Genomic DNA, 17,282 nt, shown 5'->3' with positions numbered 1-17,282 from the left:
CGACGCCGCCAGTTGATTCGCCTGGCGCGCATTGTCCGCGTTCTGCTTCACGGTGCTGGTCAGCTCTTCCATCGACGAAGCCGTCTCTTCCAGCGAACCGGCCTGCTCTTCCGTGCGGCTCGACAGGTCCTGGTTGCCGGCGGCAATTTGCGTCGACGAGGTGGCGATGCTGTCCGTGCCGCTGCGTACTTCGCTGACGATGGTCAGCAAGCTCGTGTTCATGTCTTTCAGGGCCAGCAGCAGTTGCCCGGTTTCATCCTTGGCGCTGGCGTCGATCTGCGCCGTCAGGTCGCCATCGGCCACCTTGCGCGCCACGTCCACGGCCGTGCGCAGCGGGCGCACGATGCCCATCGTCAACAACCAGGCGCACACAACGCCAAAGCCCAGCGCCAAGGCCGCCAGCACCAGCAGCAGGTTGCGGCTGGTCTTGGCCACTTCATCGATATCGCGCGCCGTGGCGTCGATGCTGGCGCGCTGGTGCTCCAGCAAGTCCAGCACCATCTTCTGGTACTTGGCGGCGGCCGGCACGAAGGCTTTTTCAAACACATCGTTGGCGGCCTCGACCTGTGATTCGCCCTTCAGCTTGTAGACCTGGTCGCGCGAACCGATATACACCTTGCGCTGCTCCAGCAAGCCCGCGAACATGGCCTTTTCCTCCGGCTTGTCGATCAATGCCTCGATCTTCTTTTGCAGCTCGGCCGAGCTGGCCGACGAGACTTTCGATTCCTCGGCGAAATAGCCGCTGAGCGAGGTGTCGCTGCTGCGGGCGATGGCGATCGTGCGGCGCACGGCGCTGTCGATGCGGCCATACCAGTCGGAAATATAACGTTCCTTGGCCAGCGGCTGCTCCATCATGGTGCGCGTGGCCGTGGCCACGTCATGCAAGCGCCACACGCTGATGCCGGTAATAAGCATGGAAAACAGCAAAATCACGGCAAAACCGAGTCCGAGCCGGACACCGATGCTGACGTTGCGTAATACATTCATGTAACTATCCTAAAAAGCCCCAAGGCCAGCGTGGCAACAGGCTGGCGATCCCGCTCAAGAGCGGGCGCTGGCTGGCCGCCATAGCGAATCGGCATAAAAAGTGAAACTGAAGTGAAACTGGCGCACGGTTCGGCTGAACCGTGCGCCAGGAAATGCGCTAGCGTGCGCCTTGCAGAAAAAGCAAACAATGCTTAGGGTCAATTGTTTCTCAAAAAACCCTCCTGGCACCGGGGTGTCAGGACTTGTCGAGGGCAATGCAACGCCGTCCTGGACTTTTCCTGGCGGCCTAGGCGGCCAGTTTCTCGATCAGACCCATGTCGGCGCTGGACATCAGCTGGTCGATATCGACCAGAATCAGCATGCGCTCGTCGATGGTGCCCAGGCCGATCACGTATTCCGTGTTGATCGAACGGCCCATGTCCGGCGCCGGCTTGATTTGTTCGGGCAGCAAGGTGGTGACGTCGGAGACGCGGTCGACCACCATGCCCACCACGCGGTTGCCGATATTGAGGATGATGACGACGGTGAACTGGTCGTAGCTGGGCGTGCCCAGGTTGAACTTGATGCGCATGTCGACGATCGGCACGATGATGCCGCGCAGGTTGACCACGCCCTTGACGAACTCGGGGGCGTTGGCGATGCGCGTCGGCGTTTCATAGCTGCGGATTTCGCTGACTTTCTGGATGTCGATGCCGTACTCTTCCTGGCCCAGGGTAAAAGCCAGGTATTCGGCAGCCTTGGCAACGGCCGCGCCAGATTCGCTGGAAGTGGTGCTCATGATAATCCTTTAGTTAAATCGCCCGGGGGCGCAGGCCACGGCACGCTGCATGCATGCCGTTGACGTGACAAGAGCCATCCGCAAGGAATGGCTCCGACTTATATGTTTTTGCAAATACTTTCCTGCAATTAGCTTATGCTTCTAATTTCCGTGCGGCAATGTTACCCCATGTAAATTTTACATGCACTAAAAAAGAGCGTCTGGCGGCGGGCTTCATTGCCAAAGAGGAAATTACGTGGCAAAAACGGCACGCTGCGCGGCCCCCATCGGATCGCCGGCACAGGCGCCGGTACTGCCCGGCCCGCCGTTTTATGCCACACTGCGGCCTTTACCTCCCTTGTCTTTTAGAAGTCTGAACCATGCATACCTTGCTTTCCCAATGGCAGCCGCGCCTGCTGGCGCTGGCCACGGCCGGCCTCGGCGACGACAGCGCCCACGACATCAACCACCTGCACCGCGTCTGGCGCAATGCCGAACTCCTGCTGCCGGAGCATGCCGACGCCGATGCGCTCGTGGTCTTGGCCGCCTGCTATCTGCACGACCTGGTCAACCTGCCGAAAAACCATCACGAGCGCCACCTGGCGTCGCGCCAGGCGGCCGCGCTGGCCTGCCGCCAGCTGGCGGAACTCGATTTCCCGGCGGATAAACTCGCTGCCGTCGGCCACGCCATCGAAACGCACAGCTTTTCCGCCAATCTGCCGCCGCACACCATCGAAGCGCAAATCGTGCAGGATGCCGACCGCATCGATGCGCTCGGCGCCGTGGGGCTGGCGCGCCTGTTCTATACGGCGGCGCGCATGGACAGCGCGCTGGCGCATGGCGCGGACCCGCTGGCGCAGCATCGCGAGCTTGACGACAAGGCATATGCGCTCGACCATATCGTCACCAAGCTGGACAAGCTGCCCGGCAAGATGCAGACGGCGGCGGGCCGCGCCCTGGCCGAACGGCGCCTGGCCGTGCTGACGGATTTCCGCGCCACCTTTGCCGCCGAATGGGGCGCCGCTTCCGGTCCGGCTTGATGGCGATAGCCAGCATCGCGCATGCTGTCTATAATATAAGGCTCAGCTATCGCGCCACCGCAGCACCGCGTCGGCGCAACGCCAACAACTGAACCCCGCTGGCCGCACGGCTGCGCGGGGTGTGCGCCGAAAGCATGCATGTCCGATAAAACCAGCCCCGACAGCCATTCCACGTCTTCCCCCGCCGCGCCAGTACGTGCCGGCAACCTCAATTTCATCCTCGTCTGCGTCTTCATCGACATGCTGGGCATCGGCCTGGTGGTGCCCGTGCTGCCCATCCTGATCGGCGACTTTGTCGACGGCAAGGATGCGCAGGCGTTCTGGTACGGCATCATGGCGGCCGTCTTCGGCTTGCTGCAATTCATCTTCATGCCCATGCTGGGCGCCATCAGCGACCGCGTGGGGCGCCGCCCCGTACTGCTGTATTCGATGGCGGGCATGAGCGTCAATTTCCTCACCACGGGCTGGGCGCCCAACCTGGCCTGCCTGTTCATCGGCCGCGTCATCGGCGGCGTCTCGTCGGCCAGCATGTCCGTCGCGGCCGCGTATGCATCCGACGTCTCCACGCCGGACAACCGCGCCAAGAGCTTCGGCAAGATCGGCGCCGCCTTCGGCCTGGGCTTCATCTGCGGCCCCATGCTCGGTGGCCTGCTGGGCGAAATCAATCTGCACCTGCCGTTCTACGTGGCGGCGGGCCTGTCGGCAGCCAATTTCATCTATGGCTACTTCATGGTGCCCGAATCGCTGGCACGGGGACCGGGGCCGCGCGCGCCGTTCACCCTGGCCCGCATCAACCCGTTCGCGGCCCTGCTGAAGCTGGCGCGCCGCGTGGAAATCCGCGGCCTCGTGGTGGCTTTCGGCCTGATGACGTTTGCGCAGATGATGCTCAACACGACGTGGGTGCTGTACACGCACTTCCGCTTCGACTGGACGCCGCGCCAGAACGGCATCGCCCTGTTCTGCGTGGGACTGTGCGCGGCCGTGGTGCAGGCGGGCCTGCTGGGCATCCTCATCAAGCGCTTTGGCGAAGTGCGCCTGTCGCTGCTGGGCATGGCGTCGGGCGCCCTCACCTATCTGCTGTATGGCCTGGCCACGCAGGGCTGGATGATGTATGCGCTGATCCTGTGCAATCTGCTGGCCTTTGCCGCCGGCCCGGCCCTGCAAGGCATCATCTCGAAGTCATCCAACGCCGGCGAACAGGGAGAATTGATGGGCTCCCTGCAATCGATCAGCAGCCTGGCCATCATCATCATGCCTTTGCTGGGCAGCATGATCCTCGGCGAAGTGAGCCACCTGCCGGCGCAGGACTGGCGCATCGGCAGCACCTTCTACCTGTGCGCCATCATGCAAACCGGGGGCATCGTCGTGGCCTGGCGCTACTTCAAGGCGCAGCGCCAGACGCGACTTGCGGTTTCCACCACAAAGTAGTCAGCAGGATAATATTGCATTTGAGAAATAAATAGGCGAGAATGGGGAATCAGCCGCGCGTTACCGACGTCCGGCATTCGATGGTGAGCAAGGATGGGTATGACTGACTTTTATTCCAGCGCCTGGCGCCGAACCGTGGCCATGCTGGCGCTGGCGCTGCCATCCCTGGCTGGCGCGCAATGCTCGCGCGACATCCAGGTGCCCGTGGCGGCCATCGGCGCCAGCGTCGTGATCAATGGCGCCAGCATCGGCGGCATCTACCCCGACATGCTGCGCAGCATGGGCGCCAAGGTGGGCTGCCATTTCATCTTCACGGCCGTGCCCCGCGCGCGCCTGGAAGCGATGTTCGAGACGGGCAAGGCGGACATGCTGATCCCCGCCAGCAGCACGCCGCGGCGCGACCAGCACGGCCTGTTCATCCCCCTGATGGGCAACCGGCCCCTGCTCATTTCGCTGCAAGGCGCGCGCGCGCCCATCAGCACCATGCAGGAATTGATGGAGCGGCGCGAATTGCGCGTGGCGCTCGTGCGCGGCTACGACTATGGCACGCCGTACCAGGCGCTGGCCAAGGAACTCTCCAGCCAGGGCCGCCTGTTCTACGAGGTCGACGCGCTGTCCGTGGCACGCCTGATGCAAAGCGGCTTCATCGACGCCACCATCATGAGTCCCACCATCCTCGCCGGCGTGGCGCAAAACGATGCGCGCGTGTACGGCCTGGCGGACCGCCTGCGCCTGGAAGCGCTGCCCGAGCTGCCCTGGGGCATGAGCGGCGTCTATCTGTCGCGCAAGACCTTGACGGCCGATGACCAGGCCACCCTGCGCGAACTGCTGGAAAAGGCGGGCCGCTCGGGCACGCTGATGGATGGCTTCCAGCGCCATCACCGGCAGGAACTCTTGTCGCTGAGCATACGTCCCCGCTAGGGCCCTCGCATGTCGGGTTTGGTCGTCGCCGTCGTCCTGTTTGCCGCCCTGCTGCACGCCAGCTGGAACGCCATCGTCAAGTCGGGCAAGGATACCTTCCTCAGCACGGTGCTGGTCTCCGTCGGCGCGGCCCTGATTTCGCTGGCGGTCCTGCCATTCGTCGCTGCTCCCGCGCCCGCCAGCTGGCCCTACCTGGCTGCCTCGGCCGTGGCCCAGCTGGCCTATTATTCGCTGCTGGCGGCCGCCTACAAGGCGGGCGACATGAGCCACGCCTACCCCCTGATGCGCGGCAGCGCGCCGCTGATCGTCGCGCTGGCCAGCTGGCCCCTGATCGGCGAACGCCTGTCCTTCACGCAGATGGGCGCCGTCGGCTGCATCTGCGCCGGCATCTTCGCCCTGTATGTTGCCTCGCGCACGCCCGCCATCGGCGGCATGCCGAAAAACACGGGGCGCGCCACGGCCTTTGCACTGGGCAATGCCTGCGTCATCGCCAGCTACACGCTGATCGACGGCATCGGCGTGCGCCTGTCCGGCGCGCCGGCCGCCTATACCATGTGGATTTTTGTCTTGAACGGCGCCGGACTCTTGCTGTGGACGGCGGTGCGCCGCCCGGCCGACCTGCTGGCGTATGCGCAAACGCAATGGCATCTGGCCGCGTTCGGCGGCTTCGGCACCCTGGCCTCGTATGGCCTGGCCCTGTGGGCCATGACGCAGGCGCCCGTGGCCGCCATCGCCGCCCTGCGCGAAACGTCGATTTTGTTCGCCATCGCCATCGCGGCCCTGTTCCTGCGCGAAAAAATCAGCCCCCGCCGCTACCTGGCCATCGGCCTGATCGCGGCGGGCGCCGTGCTGATGCGCGCAGGCTAAGGCTTACTCGTTCGGCGCGATCGGCAACTCGATGGCGCTGGCCGCCCCTGCCGCGTGGTATACGCGCTGCGTGGCCTTCCTATAATGGCCCGGGTCGGCCAGGAAGATGTTCGGCACGTAGTTTTGCGGGTTGCGGTCATACAGCGGGAACCAGCTCGACTGTATTTGCACGGCGATGCGGTGGCCGGGCAGGAAGACGTGATTCGCGTTCGGCAAGGCGAAGCGGTAGCGCTCGACCTTGCCCGCAGGTATCGGCGTCGGGTGCTCGAAGCTGTCGCGGTAGCGCCCGCGGAAGATATCCATCGCCACGCCCAGCTGGTAGCCGCCCATGGCCGGCTGCGACGGCACTTCGTCCGGATACACGTCGATCAGTTTCACCACCCAGTCGGCATCCGTGCCGCTGGTGGCGGCAAACAGGTTGACCATCGGTGCGCCGGCGATGCGCACGGCTGTTTTCAAGGGCTCGGAAACATAGCTGAGCACATCCGTGCGGTCGGCATAGCCGCGCTGGTCGCTGACCAGCCATGGCTTCCACACGTCGCCATCGTTCAGGCGCACGGGACGGGGCACGAAGGGCACGGGCTTGGCGGGATCGGCCACGTATTCATCGAAGGCGCCTTCAGCCGCATCCGCGGCGCCCGATGGCGTCGCAAAGCCCAGCTTGTAGCCATCCTGCAGATAGATCGGCGTCAGCTTGGTGTCGCACGTCTCGCACGCCAGCGGCCACTGCTGCAGGCGCTGCCACTGGTTCGTGCCGCTCTGGTACGACACCACGGGCGCCGTGTTCGCGTCCGGCGCGCCATCCTTCAGGTATTGGTTGAGGAATGGCTGCATGACTTTGGCGCGGAACTGACGCGCCGTGTCGCCGTCGAACTTCAAGGCGCCCAGGCTCGAGCCTTCATAATTGACGCCGCTGTGGCGCCACGGGCCGATGGCCAGGTAATTGAGGTTGTTGCGCTTGTCGCGCCCTTCCATCGCCGAGTAGGTGGCGTACGGGCCATAGATGTCTTCCTGGTCCCATTGCCCCACCACGTGCATGGTGGGCACGATCAGCGGACGCTTGGCGAGGATCTTGTCGAGCGCCTGTTCCTGCCAGTAGCTGTCATAGGCAGGGTGTTCGAACAGCTTTTTCGTGTACGTCAGCTTGTCGATGCCGAACTTCTTCGCGTAGTCGCCGGCCGAGCCGATGCGCAGGTAGGCGTCGTAATCGTCATACACGCCGAGGGCCGGCGATTCGCCGCCGCCGCGCACGCTGGTCTGGCCCGCGATGTACGACAGGCTCGGCATGCGGAAGGCGCCGTTGTGGAACCAGTCGTCGCCGCGCCAGCCATCGACCATGGCGCTCATGGGGATGGCCACCTTCAGCGCGGGATGCGGGTCGACCAGGGCCATCAGCACCGTGTGGCCCTCGTAGGAAGAGCCCAGCATGCCCACCTTGCCATTCGTTTCCGGCACGTTTTTCACGAGCCAGTCGATGGTGTCCCACGCATCGGTGACATTGTCGACCTTGGTATTGTTCAGCGGGCCGCGCACGGGACGCGTCATCACGTAATCGCCTTCGGAGCCGTACTTGCCGCGCACGTCCTGGAACACGCGGATATAGCCGTTTTCCACCAGGGTGTCGTCGCCCTGCGGCAAGGTGGCCAGCATGCTGGGGCTGGCGGCGCGCTGGGCCCGGCGTGCCGCGTTGTACGGCGTGCGCGTGAGCATGATCGGCGCTTTTTGCGCGCCTTTCGGCACGACGATCACCGTGTACAGCTTGACGCCGTCGCGCATGGGCACCATCACCACGCGCTTGACGTAATCATTCAGATCCGGCATCACCAGCTTGGCGCCGATATCGGGCGCCATCGGCGGCGTTTGCGCCAGCACGGGGGCGGCAAACACGGAATTCAAGGTGGTACTCAAAGCCAAGGCCAGACCGGTGAGCCGGACGGGGGACGCAACGCGCATACTGTTCTCCAATGGGTTCTTGCCACGTAAAAGTGGCCGAATGGCAATAGTACCCGGAAAGCAAGGCCAGCAGAAGGCAAGCTTCTGACGCGGCGCAGCAGATAAATCGGACCGCAACTTGACAGAACGCGTCCGAACTGCAACCATAACGCCATGAAATTTATTCATTCACAACACGCCCGCTTGAATTGGTGGTCCCGCTCACTCCGCGCGGCCACTGCATAGTGATGTGATTTATGATCAACGCCGCCTCGATCGGTGGCGTAACAGGCTGGAGCCTGGATCATCCCCGATGCAGGCGGCTCGAAAGGAAACTTGATGAGCTTGCCTAATACCCCCGCTACCCCAGACACCGAGAATACCCCTGCCGCGCCGCTGTCGGCCGCCGCCATCGCTTCGCAATCCGTGATCCTGACGGGCGACCGTCCTACCGGCCCCTTGCACCTGGGCCATTTCGTGGGCAGCCTGCGCGACCGCGTTGCCTACCAGAACAGTTACAAGCAATTCATCATGCTGGCCGACGCGCAGGCGCTGACGGACAATATGGACGACATCGACAAGGTGCACCGCAACGTCGTCGAAGTGGCGCTCGACTACCTGGCCGTCGGCATCGACCCGACGAAAACCACGGTCTTCATCCAGTCGCAGATCCCGGAACTGGCCGAGCTGACCTTTTATTACCTGAACATCGTCACCGTGGCACGCCTCGAGCGCAACCCTACCGTCAAGGAAGAGATCCGTTTGCGCGGCTTCGAGCGCGACATCCCGGCCGGCTTTTTGACCTATCCGGCCAGCCAGGCGGCCGACATCACGGCCTTCAAGGCGGGCGTGGTGCCCGTGGGCGAAGACCAGATTCCGATGATCGAGCAGACGAATGAAATCGTGCGCCGCTTCAACCGCATGTACAACCGCGAAGTGCTGATGGAATGCAAGGCGCTGGTGCCGGACATCGGCCGCCTGCCCGGCATCGACGGCAAGGCGAAAATGAGCAAGTCGCTGGGCAACACCATCAACCTGGGCGCGACCTCGGCCGAAATCACGGCCGCCGTGAAAAAAGTCTATACCGACCCGCTGCACCTGCGCGTGGAAGACCCGGGCCACCTGGAAGGCAATATCGCGTTTACCTATCTGGATGCCTTCGACCCGGAAAAAGCGGCGCTGGCCGAGATGAAGGCCCATTACGTGCGCGGCGGCCTGGGCGACAGCATCGTCAAGAAACGCCTGGATGTGGTCTTGCAGGAACTGCTGGCGCCGATCCGCGCGCGCCGCGAGGAATTCGCCAAGGACAAGGGACAAGTCATCCAGATGCTGAAGGAAGGCACCTTCAAGGCCCGCGAAGTGGCGGCCCGCACGGCCGATGAAGTCAAGTCGGCGCTGGGTCTGAATTACTTCTAAGCTGCTTCTCATTAACAAATAGCAATAGCAAACTGATGCGCCTTGGCGGAGTCGGGTAAAATCCCGCTTCCCCCAGGGCGCAATTCATTTGTCACCGTGGCACCAGCAATCAGTAGAGAAGACAACGCGCAATGACCGATACCGCTATCGAACGACTGCTGCAGCAGCATTTTTCCATCGATGCGCTGCAACAGGCGCCCGCGCCCCTGCAGCAGGCGCTGCGCATGCTGGGCGGCTGGCTGGCCGCCGAACGCAGCGAAGCGTATCCGCACACGCCGTACGCCGAACTGCTGACGCAATTGGCCGACACGCGCCCGCCCGCGCACGGCATGGCGGTGGCGGACTTCCTGCAAGAGCTCGATACGACCGTGCTGGCCAATACGGCCCAGCTGAACCACCCGCAATACATCGGCCACATGACCCAGGCCTTGCCCTGGATCAGCGTGCTGGCCGAGGCGTTTACGGCCACCCTGAACCAGAACCAGGTGAAGATCGAGACGGCGTATGTGTCGACCCTGATCGAAAAGCAGATGCTCGGCTGGCTGCACCGCCAGGTGTACCAGCAGTCCGATAGCGTCTACGCGCAGGCGATGGCCGCCACCAGCGGCGCGCTGGGCAATGTCGTCAATGGTGGCACCATGGGCAATTTGACGGCCCTGGCCGTGGCGCTGGAAAAACAGTTGCCCGGCACGCGCAAGCGCGGCCTGTTTGCCGCCATGCAGGATGCCGGCCATGCGGGATTGGCCGTGATCGGCTCGGCCCGCAGCCATTATTCCGTGAAGAAAGCGCTGGCGACCCTGGGACTCGGTGAAAACGCCCTGCACCTGGTGGCCGTGGACAGCGACAACCGCATCGATGTCGCCGCGCTGGAAGCGACCATTGCCGATTTAAAACTGCGCAAGATCAAGGTCGTCGCCATGATCGGCATCGCCGGCACGACGGAAACGGGCGCCATCGACCCGCTGGCCGCCATGGCCGCCATTGCCGCGCGAGAAAACATCTGGTTCCATGTGGACGCGGCCTGGGGCGGCGCCCTGCTGATCGCCGAGCAATACCGTCCGCTGTACGACGGCATCGCCCTGGCCGACTCCGTCGTCATCGACGGCCACAAGCTGCTGTGGGTGCCGATGGCGCAAAGCATGGTGCTGTTCAAGGACAGCGCCAGCCTGAACCTGCTCAAGCACAATGCCAACTACATCCTGCGCGACAATTCGGGCGACCTGGGCCAGACCTCGCTGGAAGGCTCGCGCCGCTTCGACGCCTTGAAACTGTGGACCTCGTTCAAGGTGCTGGGCGTGTCCGGCTACACGACCCTGCTGCAGCAGGCGGCCACCCTGTCCGGCCAGTTGCAGGATTTGCTGGCCGACCAGCAGGATTTCGAGCTGGTCACGCGCTCCGACACCTTCATTCTGACCTACCGCTACGTGCCCGTGCACTTGCGCCAGCGCATGGAAGCCTTGCTGGCCGGCGGCCAGGCAGACGCAGCCGCCGAGCTGAACAAGCAACTGAACACGCTCAACGCCAAGCTGCAAAACCGCCAGAAGGCGGAGGGCCACAGTTTCGTCTCGCGCACGGTGCTCGAATCGACGCGCTACCCTGGCCCGACCAATGTGCTGCGCGTGGTCATGACGAATGTCAAGACGCGCCCCCACCACTTGCGCGCCATCCTGGCCGAACAGCGCGCCATCGGCCAGGCGCTGGTGGCGGAACTGGGCTTGCAGGATTGACCATTATCAAAAATCAATAGTCTGCGCCAGCCGGCAGTGCTAGAATTTTGACTGGAGATGGCATTCCTCCCACGCAACTCTTCGTGAACCGCCCCCGGGCTGATGATGCCTGCAGACTTTCCTGGACTTCCGGAAAGATGCAGGCGCGCACCCAGCGCCCAGACATCGCCCCCGCCTGTCCAGGTTCCATCGACTCCAGACTGGACACGCATGATGACCCGCCGCCCTGCCTTCCTCGCCGCCCTCGCCGACTTGTTGTTGCATCTCGTTAAATGGCTGCTGATCGCCTTCGCCGTGGCCGTGCTGGCCGGCACGGCGTCGGCCGCTTTCCTGTTCGCCCTCGACTGGGCGACGCGCACGCGCCTGGCGCAAACCTGGCTGCTCTGGCTGCTGCCCGTGGCCGGCTTTGCCGTCGGCTGGCTGTACTTGCGCTACGGCAGCAAGGTCGAAGGCGGCGCGAATATGCTCATCGATGAAATCCACGATCCGAAAAACATCATTCCGCTGCGCATGGCGCCGCTGGTGCTGGGCGCCACCGTCGTCTCGCATTTGTTCGGCGCCTCCGTCGGGCGCGAAGGCACGGCCGTGCAGATGGGCGGCGCGCTGGCCGACCAGTTGACGCGCCTGTTCCGTTTGAAGAATGAAGACCGCCGCATCATCCTGATGGCCGGCATCAGCGCCGGCTTTGCCTCCGTCTTCGGCACGCCGCTGGCGGGCGCCATCTTCGGCCTGGAAGTACTGGCCATCGGCCGCTTGCGCTACGAAGCCATGCTGCCCTGCCTGGCCGCGGCCGTCATCGCCGACCAGGTGGTCCTGCTGTGGGGGCCGATTTTGTACATTGCCCACACGCATTACGCCGTACCGCCGGTCCCCGCCATCTCGGCCTGGACGCTGGGCGCCATGGTCATCGCGGGCGTGCTGTTCGGCGTGACCGGTAAAGTGTTTGCGCAAGCCACGCACGGCTTGAGCGGGCTGATGAAGCGCTGGGTCGCCTACCCTCCCCTGCGCCCGCTGGCGGGCGGCCTCGCCGTCGCAATCGCCGTGTGGCTGCTGGGCACGGACCGCTACATCGGCCTGGGCATTCCCACCATCGTCGACGCGCTCAAGGGGCCGCTGCCGGCGCATGACTTCCTCGACAAGATGGCGTTTACCATTGTTTCCCTCGGCACCGGCTTCAAGGGCGGCGAAGTGACGCCCCTGTTCTACATCGGGGCGACATTGGGCAATGCGCTGGGGCCGCTGCTGCACCAGCCCGTCACCCTGCTGGCCGCCATCGGCTTTGTCGCCGTGTTTGCCGGCGCAGCGAATACCCCCATCGCCTCGACCCTGATGGCCATGGAACTGTTCGGCGCGGAGATCGGCGTGTACGCAGCCATCGCCTGCGTCGTGGCCTACCTGTTTTCCGGCCATGCGGGCATTTACCGGGCGCAGCGGGGCGGCCATGCGAAGCGCACAGCCAGCAAGGAGCTTGATACATGACACAGAATATCTACGACAACGACGCCTTTTTCACGGCCTACGGCCAGCTGCCCCGCTCCGTTGGCGGACTCGACAGCGCACCCGAATGGCCGGCCCTGCGCGCCATGCTGCCGCAGCTGCAAGGAAAACAGGTGCTGGACCTCGGCTGCGGCTATGGCTGGTTTTGCCGCTGGGCACTGGACGCCGGCGCGGCGCGCGTGCTGGGCGTGGATGTCTCGGAAAAGATGCTGGCGCAGGCGCGTGCCATGGGGGAACGCGCAGCCGTCAGCTATGCCCGGCTTGATATGGAACAACTGGCCTTGCCGCCGGCCGGCTACGACCTCGTCTACAGTTCGCTGGCATTCCACTACATCGAGCGCTTCGACGCCTTGCTGGCCGCCATCCGCCATGGCTTGAAACCGGGCGGCAAGCTGGTGTTTTCCATTGAGCATCCGATCTTCATGGCGCCGCGCCAGCCCGGCTGGCTGACGGATGCGCAAGGCCGCAAGAGTTGGCCCGTCGACAGCTACCAGCAGCAAGGCCCGCGCGTATCGGACTGGCTGGCGCCCGGCGTCGTCAAGCAGCACCGCACGCTGGGTACGACGCTGAATTTATTGATACAAGCCGGTTTCCAGATTGAACACGTGGAAGAATGGGGTCCCACCGACGAACAGCTGACGCAACAGCCGGCGCTGGCGGAAGAGCGCGAGCGGCCGATGCTGCTGCTCATCGGCTGCGGTCTCGGCTAAGCGCGCCCTCAGCTGGCCACATTGCGCGTAAAGCGCAAGGTGGAGGCGCCCGCATTGACGTAGGCATACGCTTGCGCGCTGCTGAAGACCAGAAAATCGCCGCTGGCCAGCTGTCTGGTCCCAGCCGCCAACTCCAGCTGCAACTGCCCTTCCAGCACATAGATCATTTCGCTGAAGCCGGCAGGGTCGGCTTGCGCATCGTAGCGCTCGCCCGGCGCCAGGGTCCATGACCACAGCTCCACCTGGCGGCTGGCGGGGGCCGCGCCCAGCAGCACGGCCTGGCTCGCCTGCGATGCACTTTGCCACACCAGCACGCGCAGGCTGTCATGCGGCTGCCGCGGCGGCTGGACCAGGTCGACGAAGGCCACGTTCAGCGCGGCCGCCACGTGGTCGAGGTTGGCCAGGCTGATGTTGGTGCCGCCCGCCTCGACGCCGTTGAGCATGCGCCGGCTCAGGCCGGACAGACGGGCCAGTTCCTCCTGGCTCAGTCCGGCAGCCAGGCGCAGGCGCCGCAGATTTTTGGACAGGTGTGCCAGCACGCCACCGGCCTCGGCTTGACTGCGCAATATATTGCTCCTATGATGATGGGAAATATTTTGCTCATAGCATAGCTCCCCATGAAAACACACGCAAGTCCCCCGCCCGCCCTCGGCCTGCCCGAACTGGCCCTGATCGCCATCACCTTCATCTGGGGCGGCACCTTCCTCATCGTGCAGCACGCCGTGACGGTCAGCGGCCCGCTGGCCTTCGTTGCCGCCCGCTTCGCCGTCGCCGCCGGTATCGGCGCCCTGATTTGCCGGGGCCAGCTGCGCCAATTGACGAAGGCGGAGTTGCTGACGGGTATGGCGATTGGCGTCAGCATCTTTGGCGGCTACGCGCTGCAAACCTATGGCTTGATGCATATCACGAGCAGCAAGTCGGCCTTCATCACGGCCTTCTATGTGCCCATCGTGCCGCTGGTGCAATGGCTGGCCTTCAAGCAGCGGCCCCATCCGGCCGTGTGGGCGGCCGTGGCGCTGGCCTTTGTTGGCTTGCTGCTGCTCACCGGCACCGATGGCCTGAGCATGGGCTTTGGCAAAGGCGAGCTGATGACGGCCGTGGGCGCCATCGCCATCGCGCTGGAAATCATCCTCATCAGCCGCGTTTCGCCGCAACTGAACATCCTGCGCGTGACCATCGTGCAACTGGCCACGGCGTCGCTGATCGCCCTGCTGCTGATGCCCGTCATGGGCGAAGCGCCGCCCGCCCTCAGCCAGACCTTCCTCCTCAGCGTGCTGGCCCTGGGCTGCGCCAGCGCGCTGATCCAGTACGTGATGAACTGGGCGCAAAAGCGCATTTCCGCCACCAAGGCTACCCTGATCTATGCGGGCGAGCCCGTGTGGGCCGGCGTCATCGGCCGCATCGCCGGCGAACGCCTGCCAGCCCTGGCCATCGTCGGTGCGATCCTGATCATCGGCGCCGGCATCCTCAGCGAATGGCGGCCGAAGCGCACGCCGGACGCCGGCAAGGCCGTGCAACCCTGAATTTCATTCCACGCCGCGCCGCAGTGCCGGCTCGCCATGCAAGGCAAACGGCACGGCCCTGGCCCAGCGGTTCGAGGATAGCGAGAACGTCAGCGCGCGCACCTGGTGGTACCAGCCGGCGGGCACGTACAGCATGTCACCCGGCTCGACGATGCATTCGATCATGGTCGCCTGGCGCGCCAGCGGGAAGCGCTGGAAATCGGGCGCCTCGGGGTCGAAAGGCGAGCCGAACAGGATGGCGTTCGCCTCGCTGGGATACAGGAAGGCATCGTGGTGCGGCGGCGATAAAAAGATGCGCTTGCTGCCCCACACTTGCGCAAAGATATTGTCGTCGTAATCGCAATGCAGCGGCGTCACCGTGCCGGCCGGCCCGACCCAGAAGCGTGGCGGCCCCATCTTGTCGAAATACGCGGGCCAGTGGCACAGGCTGTTCAATTCGCGCAGCTCCAGGTTGCCCAGGTAAGGCGGCAGCGCGTGCTGTCCCTCTTCCACCAGGTCCAGGTATGCCCCCATCGACATATCCTGCATGGCGCGGTCGGGCGCGAACGCCGTGTTGATGTAGTCGCCCACGCGCGCGCGCACGGGCACGTGACTGTAGCGCTCGCGCAAGACGCCGGGCGCCAGCCCGGACAAGGGCCAGCGCTTGAGCAGGCCGCTCATCAGGAAAGGCAGGCCCAGCGCGGCGCGGGCGCGGAAGGCGGCCGCGTCCAGCATGCCCAGGCGCGGCACCTCGGCGATGGCCGGCAAGTGGCGCGCGGCGCGCCGGATGGCCTCGCGCATGGCGTGGATGGACGTCACGCCGCGCACCTGCGCATCCTTGTGCTCGCGCGCGAGCTTGCGGGCAAGGGCCGCCTCGGGCGAGCTGAATTCGGCTGGCGGCCGCGGCGGCAAGGCGCGGGCCGCGCCAGGCGCCGTGGCGGACTGGGGAGGTAACTTTTTCTCTACTGACATAAGCTTCTTTACGATGGACGCGTTGCCTGGCAGACGGCAACAGAGCGCTATTCTAAGCCAGCAAGGTGCGCCTGAGCACGTCGGCCTGCTCGCCAGCCTGGCGCGCCCTGGCGCCGTATTCGCTGGCAGTGCCCGGATGCAGCCAGGCCTGGGCCTTGGCGGCCAGGTCCAGGTACAGCCTTTCCTTTTCCTGCAGTGCCCGGATGGCGGCCCAGATGGCCTCTTCCGCCTTGTCATTCTGCAACTCGCCAAGCACTTGCGCCGTGAAACTGTGGCCCGTATGGCAGCGGAAGCGCTGCGGCTGCTGGCCATGCAGTTCCCATAGGGTGCCTTGGCAGGCCGGGCAGGTAAATGTGGATGGCACGGCAATTTTTTCCAGTTGTTCCATATTCCCCACTCCCCTGGCAAAACGGTTTTCCACGGCGATCCAGTGCGGCGCCGGCTGCAGCGCCTGGGGCGGCGCCGGCTTGCCGCTGACCAGCGCCAGCAGGGCCGGAGCGATCTGGGCGACGGGCAGGCGCCAGTCCACGTCCACGTGGTCGATGGCGCTTTGCGACATCGACGGCGCCACGGCTTCCTGCGGCTCCTGCACCAGCACCTTGCCGCCGCACGCCTTGATGGCTTGCAAGCCGGCCGTGCCATCGTCGAGGTAGCCGCTGAGGATCACGCCCACGGCCCTGGGGCCGAACGCGGCCGCCGCGCTGCGGAACAGAGGGTCGATGGCCGGGCGCGTGTGGTTTTCCTTCGGGCCGCGCGTCAGCTCGATGGTGGCCTGGCCAGCCGCGATGGCGACCAGCATATGCCGGTCCGGCGGCGCCAGCAGGATGCGCCCCGGACGCACGGGTTCGCGCCCTTCGGCAAAGCGCACGGGCAAGGAGCAAGTCTTGCCGAGGATATCGGGCAGGATGCTCTTGCGCGCGCCCACATGCGCGACGACCAGCACGGGCGCCGGCAAGGTGGCGGGCAAGGCGGCAAAGATGCAGGACAACGCTTCCATGCCGCCCGTGGAAGCTCCGATCAGTATCAACGCTTCCATGCCAGCCCCCTTTCGCGCGACGCATCCCCGCAGTCATTCTGGAACGCCCGCAGCGCCGATTCCGTGCGCCGCCTAACACAGGACGCCATGCGCCGGCGCTGCGGTTACAATGCGGCTCCCACACTGCCGTGACCGCCATGCCCTATCTGATACTTGCCGTATTTGTCCTCGCTTACCTGCTGGCCAGCCTGCTGTGGCACGTGCCCGTGCTGGTGGCGGCCGTGTACGGCGTGATGAGCGTGACTTGCTTTGCCGTCTACGCCATCGACAAGCGGGCGGCCCGCACGCAGGCGTGGCGCACGCCGGAGAAAACCTTGTGGCTGCTGGGATTGCTGTGCGGCTGGCCCGGCGCCGTGCTGGCGCAGCAGTGGTTGCACCACAAGACGAGCAAGACCTCGTTCCAGATCGTGTTCTGGATTACGGTCGCGCTGAATATGGGGGGATTTGCCTGGCTATGCATGCGCTATGCGCAGCCAGGCGTCTAGCAGGC

At 64.7% G+C, this 17,282-nt stretch carries 16 protein-coding genes and 1 riboswitch; of the genes, 10 read left to right on the top strand and 6 right to left on the bottom strand.

Annotation, left to right across the window (positions count from 1 at the left end; translation table 11 throughout):
* Together AC1RDJ_RS14270 and AC1RDJ_RS14265 are read right to left on the bottom strand one after the other, a co-directional pair.
* Nucleotides 1-987: methyl-accepting chemotaxis protein (locus AC1RDJ_RS14270; RefSeq protein ID WP_493027780.1), on the bottom strand; the 987-nt coding region annotated here is incomplete at its 3' end.
* A gap of 286 nt (nucleotides 988-1,273) precedes the next feature.
* Nucleotides 1,274-1,765 carry a chemotaxis protein CheW gene (locus AC1RDJ_RS14265; RefSeq protein WP_071324046.1) on the bottom strand — a complete coding sequence of 164 codons (492 nt, stop codon included), beginning with the start codon at nucleotides 1,763-1,765 and terminating at the stop codon, nucleotides 1,274-1,276.
* A gap of 359 nt (nucleotides 1,766-2,124) precedes the next feature.
* Here AC1RDJ_RS14265 and AC1RDJ_RS14260 point away from each other — a divergent pair, with 359 nt between their 5' ends.
* The 4 genes from AC1RDJ_RS14260 (at nucleotide 2,125) to AC1RDJ_RS14245 (ending at nucleotide 6,000) form a co-directional block, all read left to right on the top strand.
* Nucleotides 2,125-2,784, top strand: a complete 660-nt coding sequence (locus tag AC1RDJ_RS14260; RefSeq protein WP_493027779.1) for an HD domain-containing protein — start codon at nucleotides 2,125-2,127, stop codon at nucleotides 2,782-2,784.
* A gap of 138 nt (nucleotides 2,785-2,922) precedes the next feature.
* Entirely contained in the window at nucleotides 2,923-4,212 is a 1,290-nt protein-coding gene (locus AC1RDJ_RS14255) for a TCR/Tet family MFS transporter (protein WP_493027778.1), read from the top strand.
* Between the two features lie 99 nt (nucleotides 4,213-4,311).
* Nucleotides 4,312-5,133, top strand: coding sequence for a substrate-binding periplasmic protein (locus tag AC1RDJ_RS14250; protein WP_493027777.1), 822 nt, complete (start codon nucleotides 4,312-4,314; stop codon nucleotides 5,131-5,133).
* A 9-nt stretch (nucleotides 5,134-5,142) separates the two neighbouring features.
* Nucleotides 5,143-6,000 carry an EamA family transporter gene (locus tag AC1RDJ_RS14245; RefSeq protein WP_493027776.1) on the top strand — a complete coding sequence of 286 codons (858 nt, stop codon included), beginning with the start codon at nucleotides 5,143-5,145 and terminating at the stop codon, nucleotides 5,998-6,000.
* A 3-nt stretch (nucleotides 6,001-6,003) separates the two neighbouring features.
* Here the strand turns inward: AC1RDJ_RS14245 and AC1RDJ_RS14240 are convergent, their stop codons facing one another.
* A complete protein-coding gene (locus AC1RDJ_RS14240; protein ID WP_493027774.1) occupies nucleotides 6,004-7,908 on the bottom strand; it encodes a CocE/NonD family hydrolase in 1,905 nt (634 codons plus the stop codon).
* A gap of 363 nt (nucleotides 7,909-8,271) precedes the next feature.
* Between AC1RDJ_RS14240 and trpS the strand changes: the two genes are divergently transcribed.
* The 4 genes from trpS to AC1RDJ_RS14220 all read left to right on the top strand — a co-directional run bounded on the left by trpS (nucleotide 8,272) and on the right by AC1RDJ_RS14220 (nucleotide 13,282).
* Nucleotides 8,272-9,348: a tryptophan--tRNA ligase gene (gene trpS / locus AC1RDJ_RS14235; protein WP_232250904.1), complete on the top strand. Its 1,077-nt coding sequence runs from the start codon at nucleotides 8,272-8,274 to the stop codon at nucleotides 9,346-9,348.
* Nucleotides 9,349-9,479: 131 nt separating this feature from the next.
* Complete coding sequence (locus AC1RDJ_RS14230) at nucleotides 9,480-11,075, top strand: pyridoxal-dependent decarboxylase (protein ID WP_493027773.1); 1,596 nt, start codon at nucleotides 9,480-9,482, stop codon at nucleotides 11,073-11,075.
* A gap of 44 nt (nucleotides 11,076-11,119) precedes the next feature.
* Nucleotides 11,120-11,194, top strand: a riboswitch (Fluoride riboswitch).
* A gap of 91 nt (nucleotides 11,195-11,285) precedes the next feature.
* Nucleotides 11,286-12,554 (top strand): voltage-gated chloride channel family protein, encoded by a 1,269-nt coding sequence (locus AC1RDJ_RS14225; RefSeq protein WP_493027772.1) that lies wholly within the window; start codon nucleotides 11,286-11,288, stop codon nucleotides 12,552-12,554.
* Nucleotides 12,551-13,282, top strand: coding sequence for a class I SAM-dependent methyltransferase (locus AC1RDJ_RS14220; RefSeq protein ID WP_493027771.1), 732 nt, complete (start codon nucleotides 12,551-12,553; stop codon nucleotides 13,280-13,282). Before AC1RDJ_RS14225 ends, AC1RDJ_RS14220 begins: the two co-directional genes overlap by 4 nt.
* Nucleotides 13,283-13,290: 8 nt before the next feature.
* Here the strand turns inward: AC1RDJ_RS14220 and AC1RDJ_RS14215 are convergent, their stop codons facing one another.
* Nucleotides 13,291-13,848, bottom strand: coding sequence for a helix-turn-helix domain-containing protein (locus tag AC1RDJ_RS14215; protein ID WP_493027770.1), 558 nt, complete (start codon nucleotides 13,846-13,848; stop codon nucleotides 13,291-13,293).
* 51 nt (nucleotides 13,849-13,899) lie between these two features.
* Between AC1RDJ_RS14215 and AC1RDJ_RS14210 the strand changes: the two genes are divergently transcribed.
* Entirely contained in the window at nucleotides 13,900-14,805 is a 906-nt protein-coding gene (locus tag AC1RDJ_RS14210; protein WP_071324055.1) for a DMT family transporter, read from the top strand.
* A 3-nt stretch (nucleotides 14,806-14,808) separates the two neighbouring features.
* Here AC1RDJ_RS14210 and AC1RDJ_RS14205 read toward each other — a convergent pair whose 3' ends face one another.
* Nucleotides 14,809-15,756, bottom strand: coding sequence for a cupin-like domain-containing protein (locus tag AC1RDJ_RS14205; protein WP_493027769.1), 948 nt, complete (start codon nucleotides 15,754-15,756; stop codon nucleotides 14,809-14,811).
* 52 nt (nucleotides 15,757-15,808) lie between these two features.
* Nucleotides 15,809-16,792, bottom strand: a complete 984-nt coding sequence (locus AC1RDJ_RS14200; RefSeq protein WP_493027768.1) for a chemotaxis protein CheB — start codon at nucleotides 16,790-16,792, stop codon at nucleotides 15,809-15,811.
* A 137-nt stretch (nucleotides 16,793-16,929) separates the two neighbouring features.
* Here AC1RDJ_RS14200 and AC1RDJ_RS14195 point away from each other — a divergent pair, with 137 nt between their 5' ends.
* Entirely contained in the window at nucleotides 16,930-17,277 is a 348-nt protein-coding gene (locus AC1RDJ_RS14195; RefSeq protein ID WP_493027767.1) for a DUF1294 domain-containing protein, read from the top strand.
* The last annotated feature ends 5 nt before the right edge of the window (nucleotides 17,278-17,282 follow it).

The organism is Janthinobacterium sp. GW822-FHT07H10 (assembly GCF_058798675.1).
Note: the sequence above shows the minus strand (reverse complement) of the source record. Positions and strands in the feature narration are given on the sequence as shown.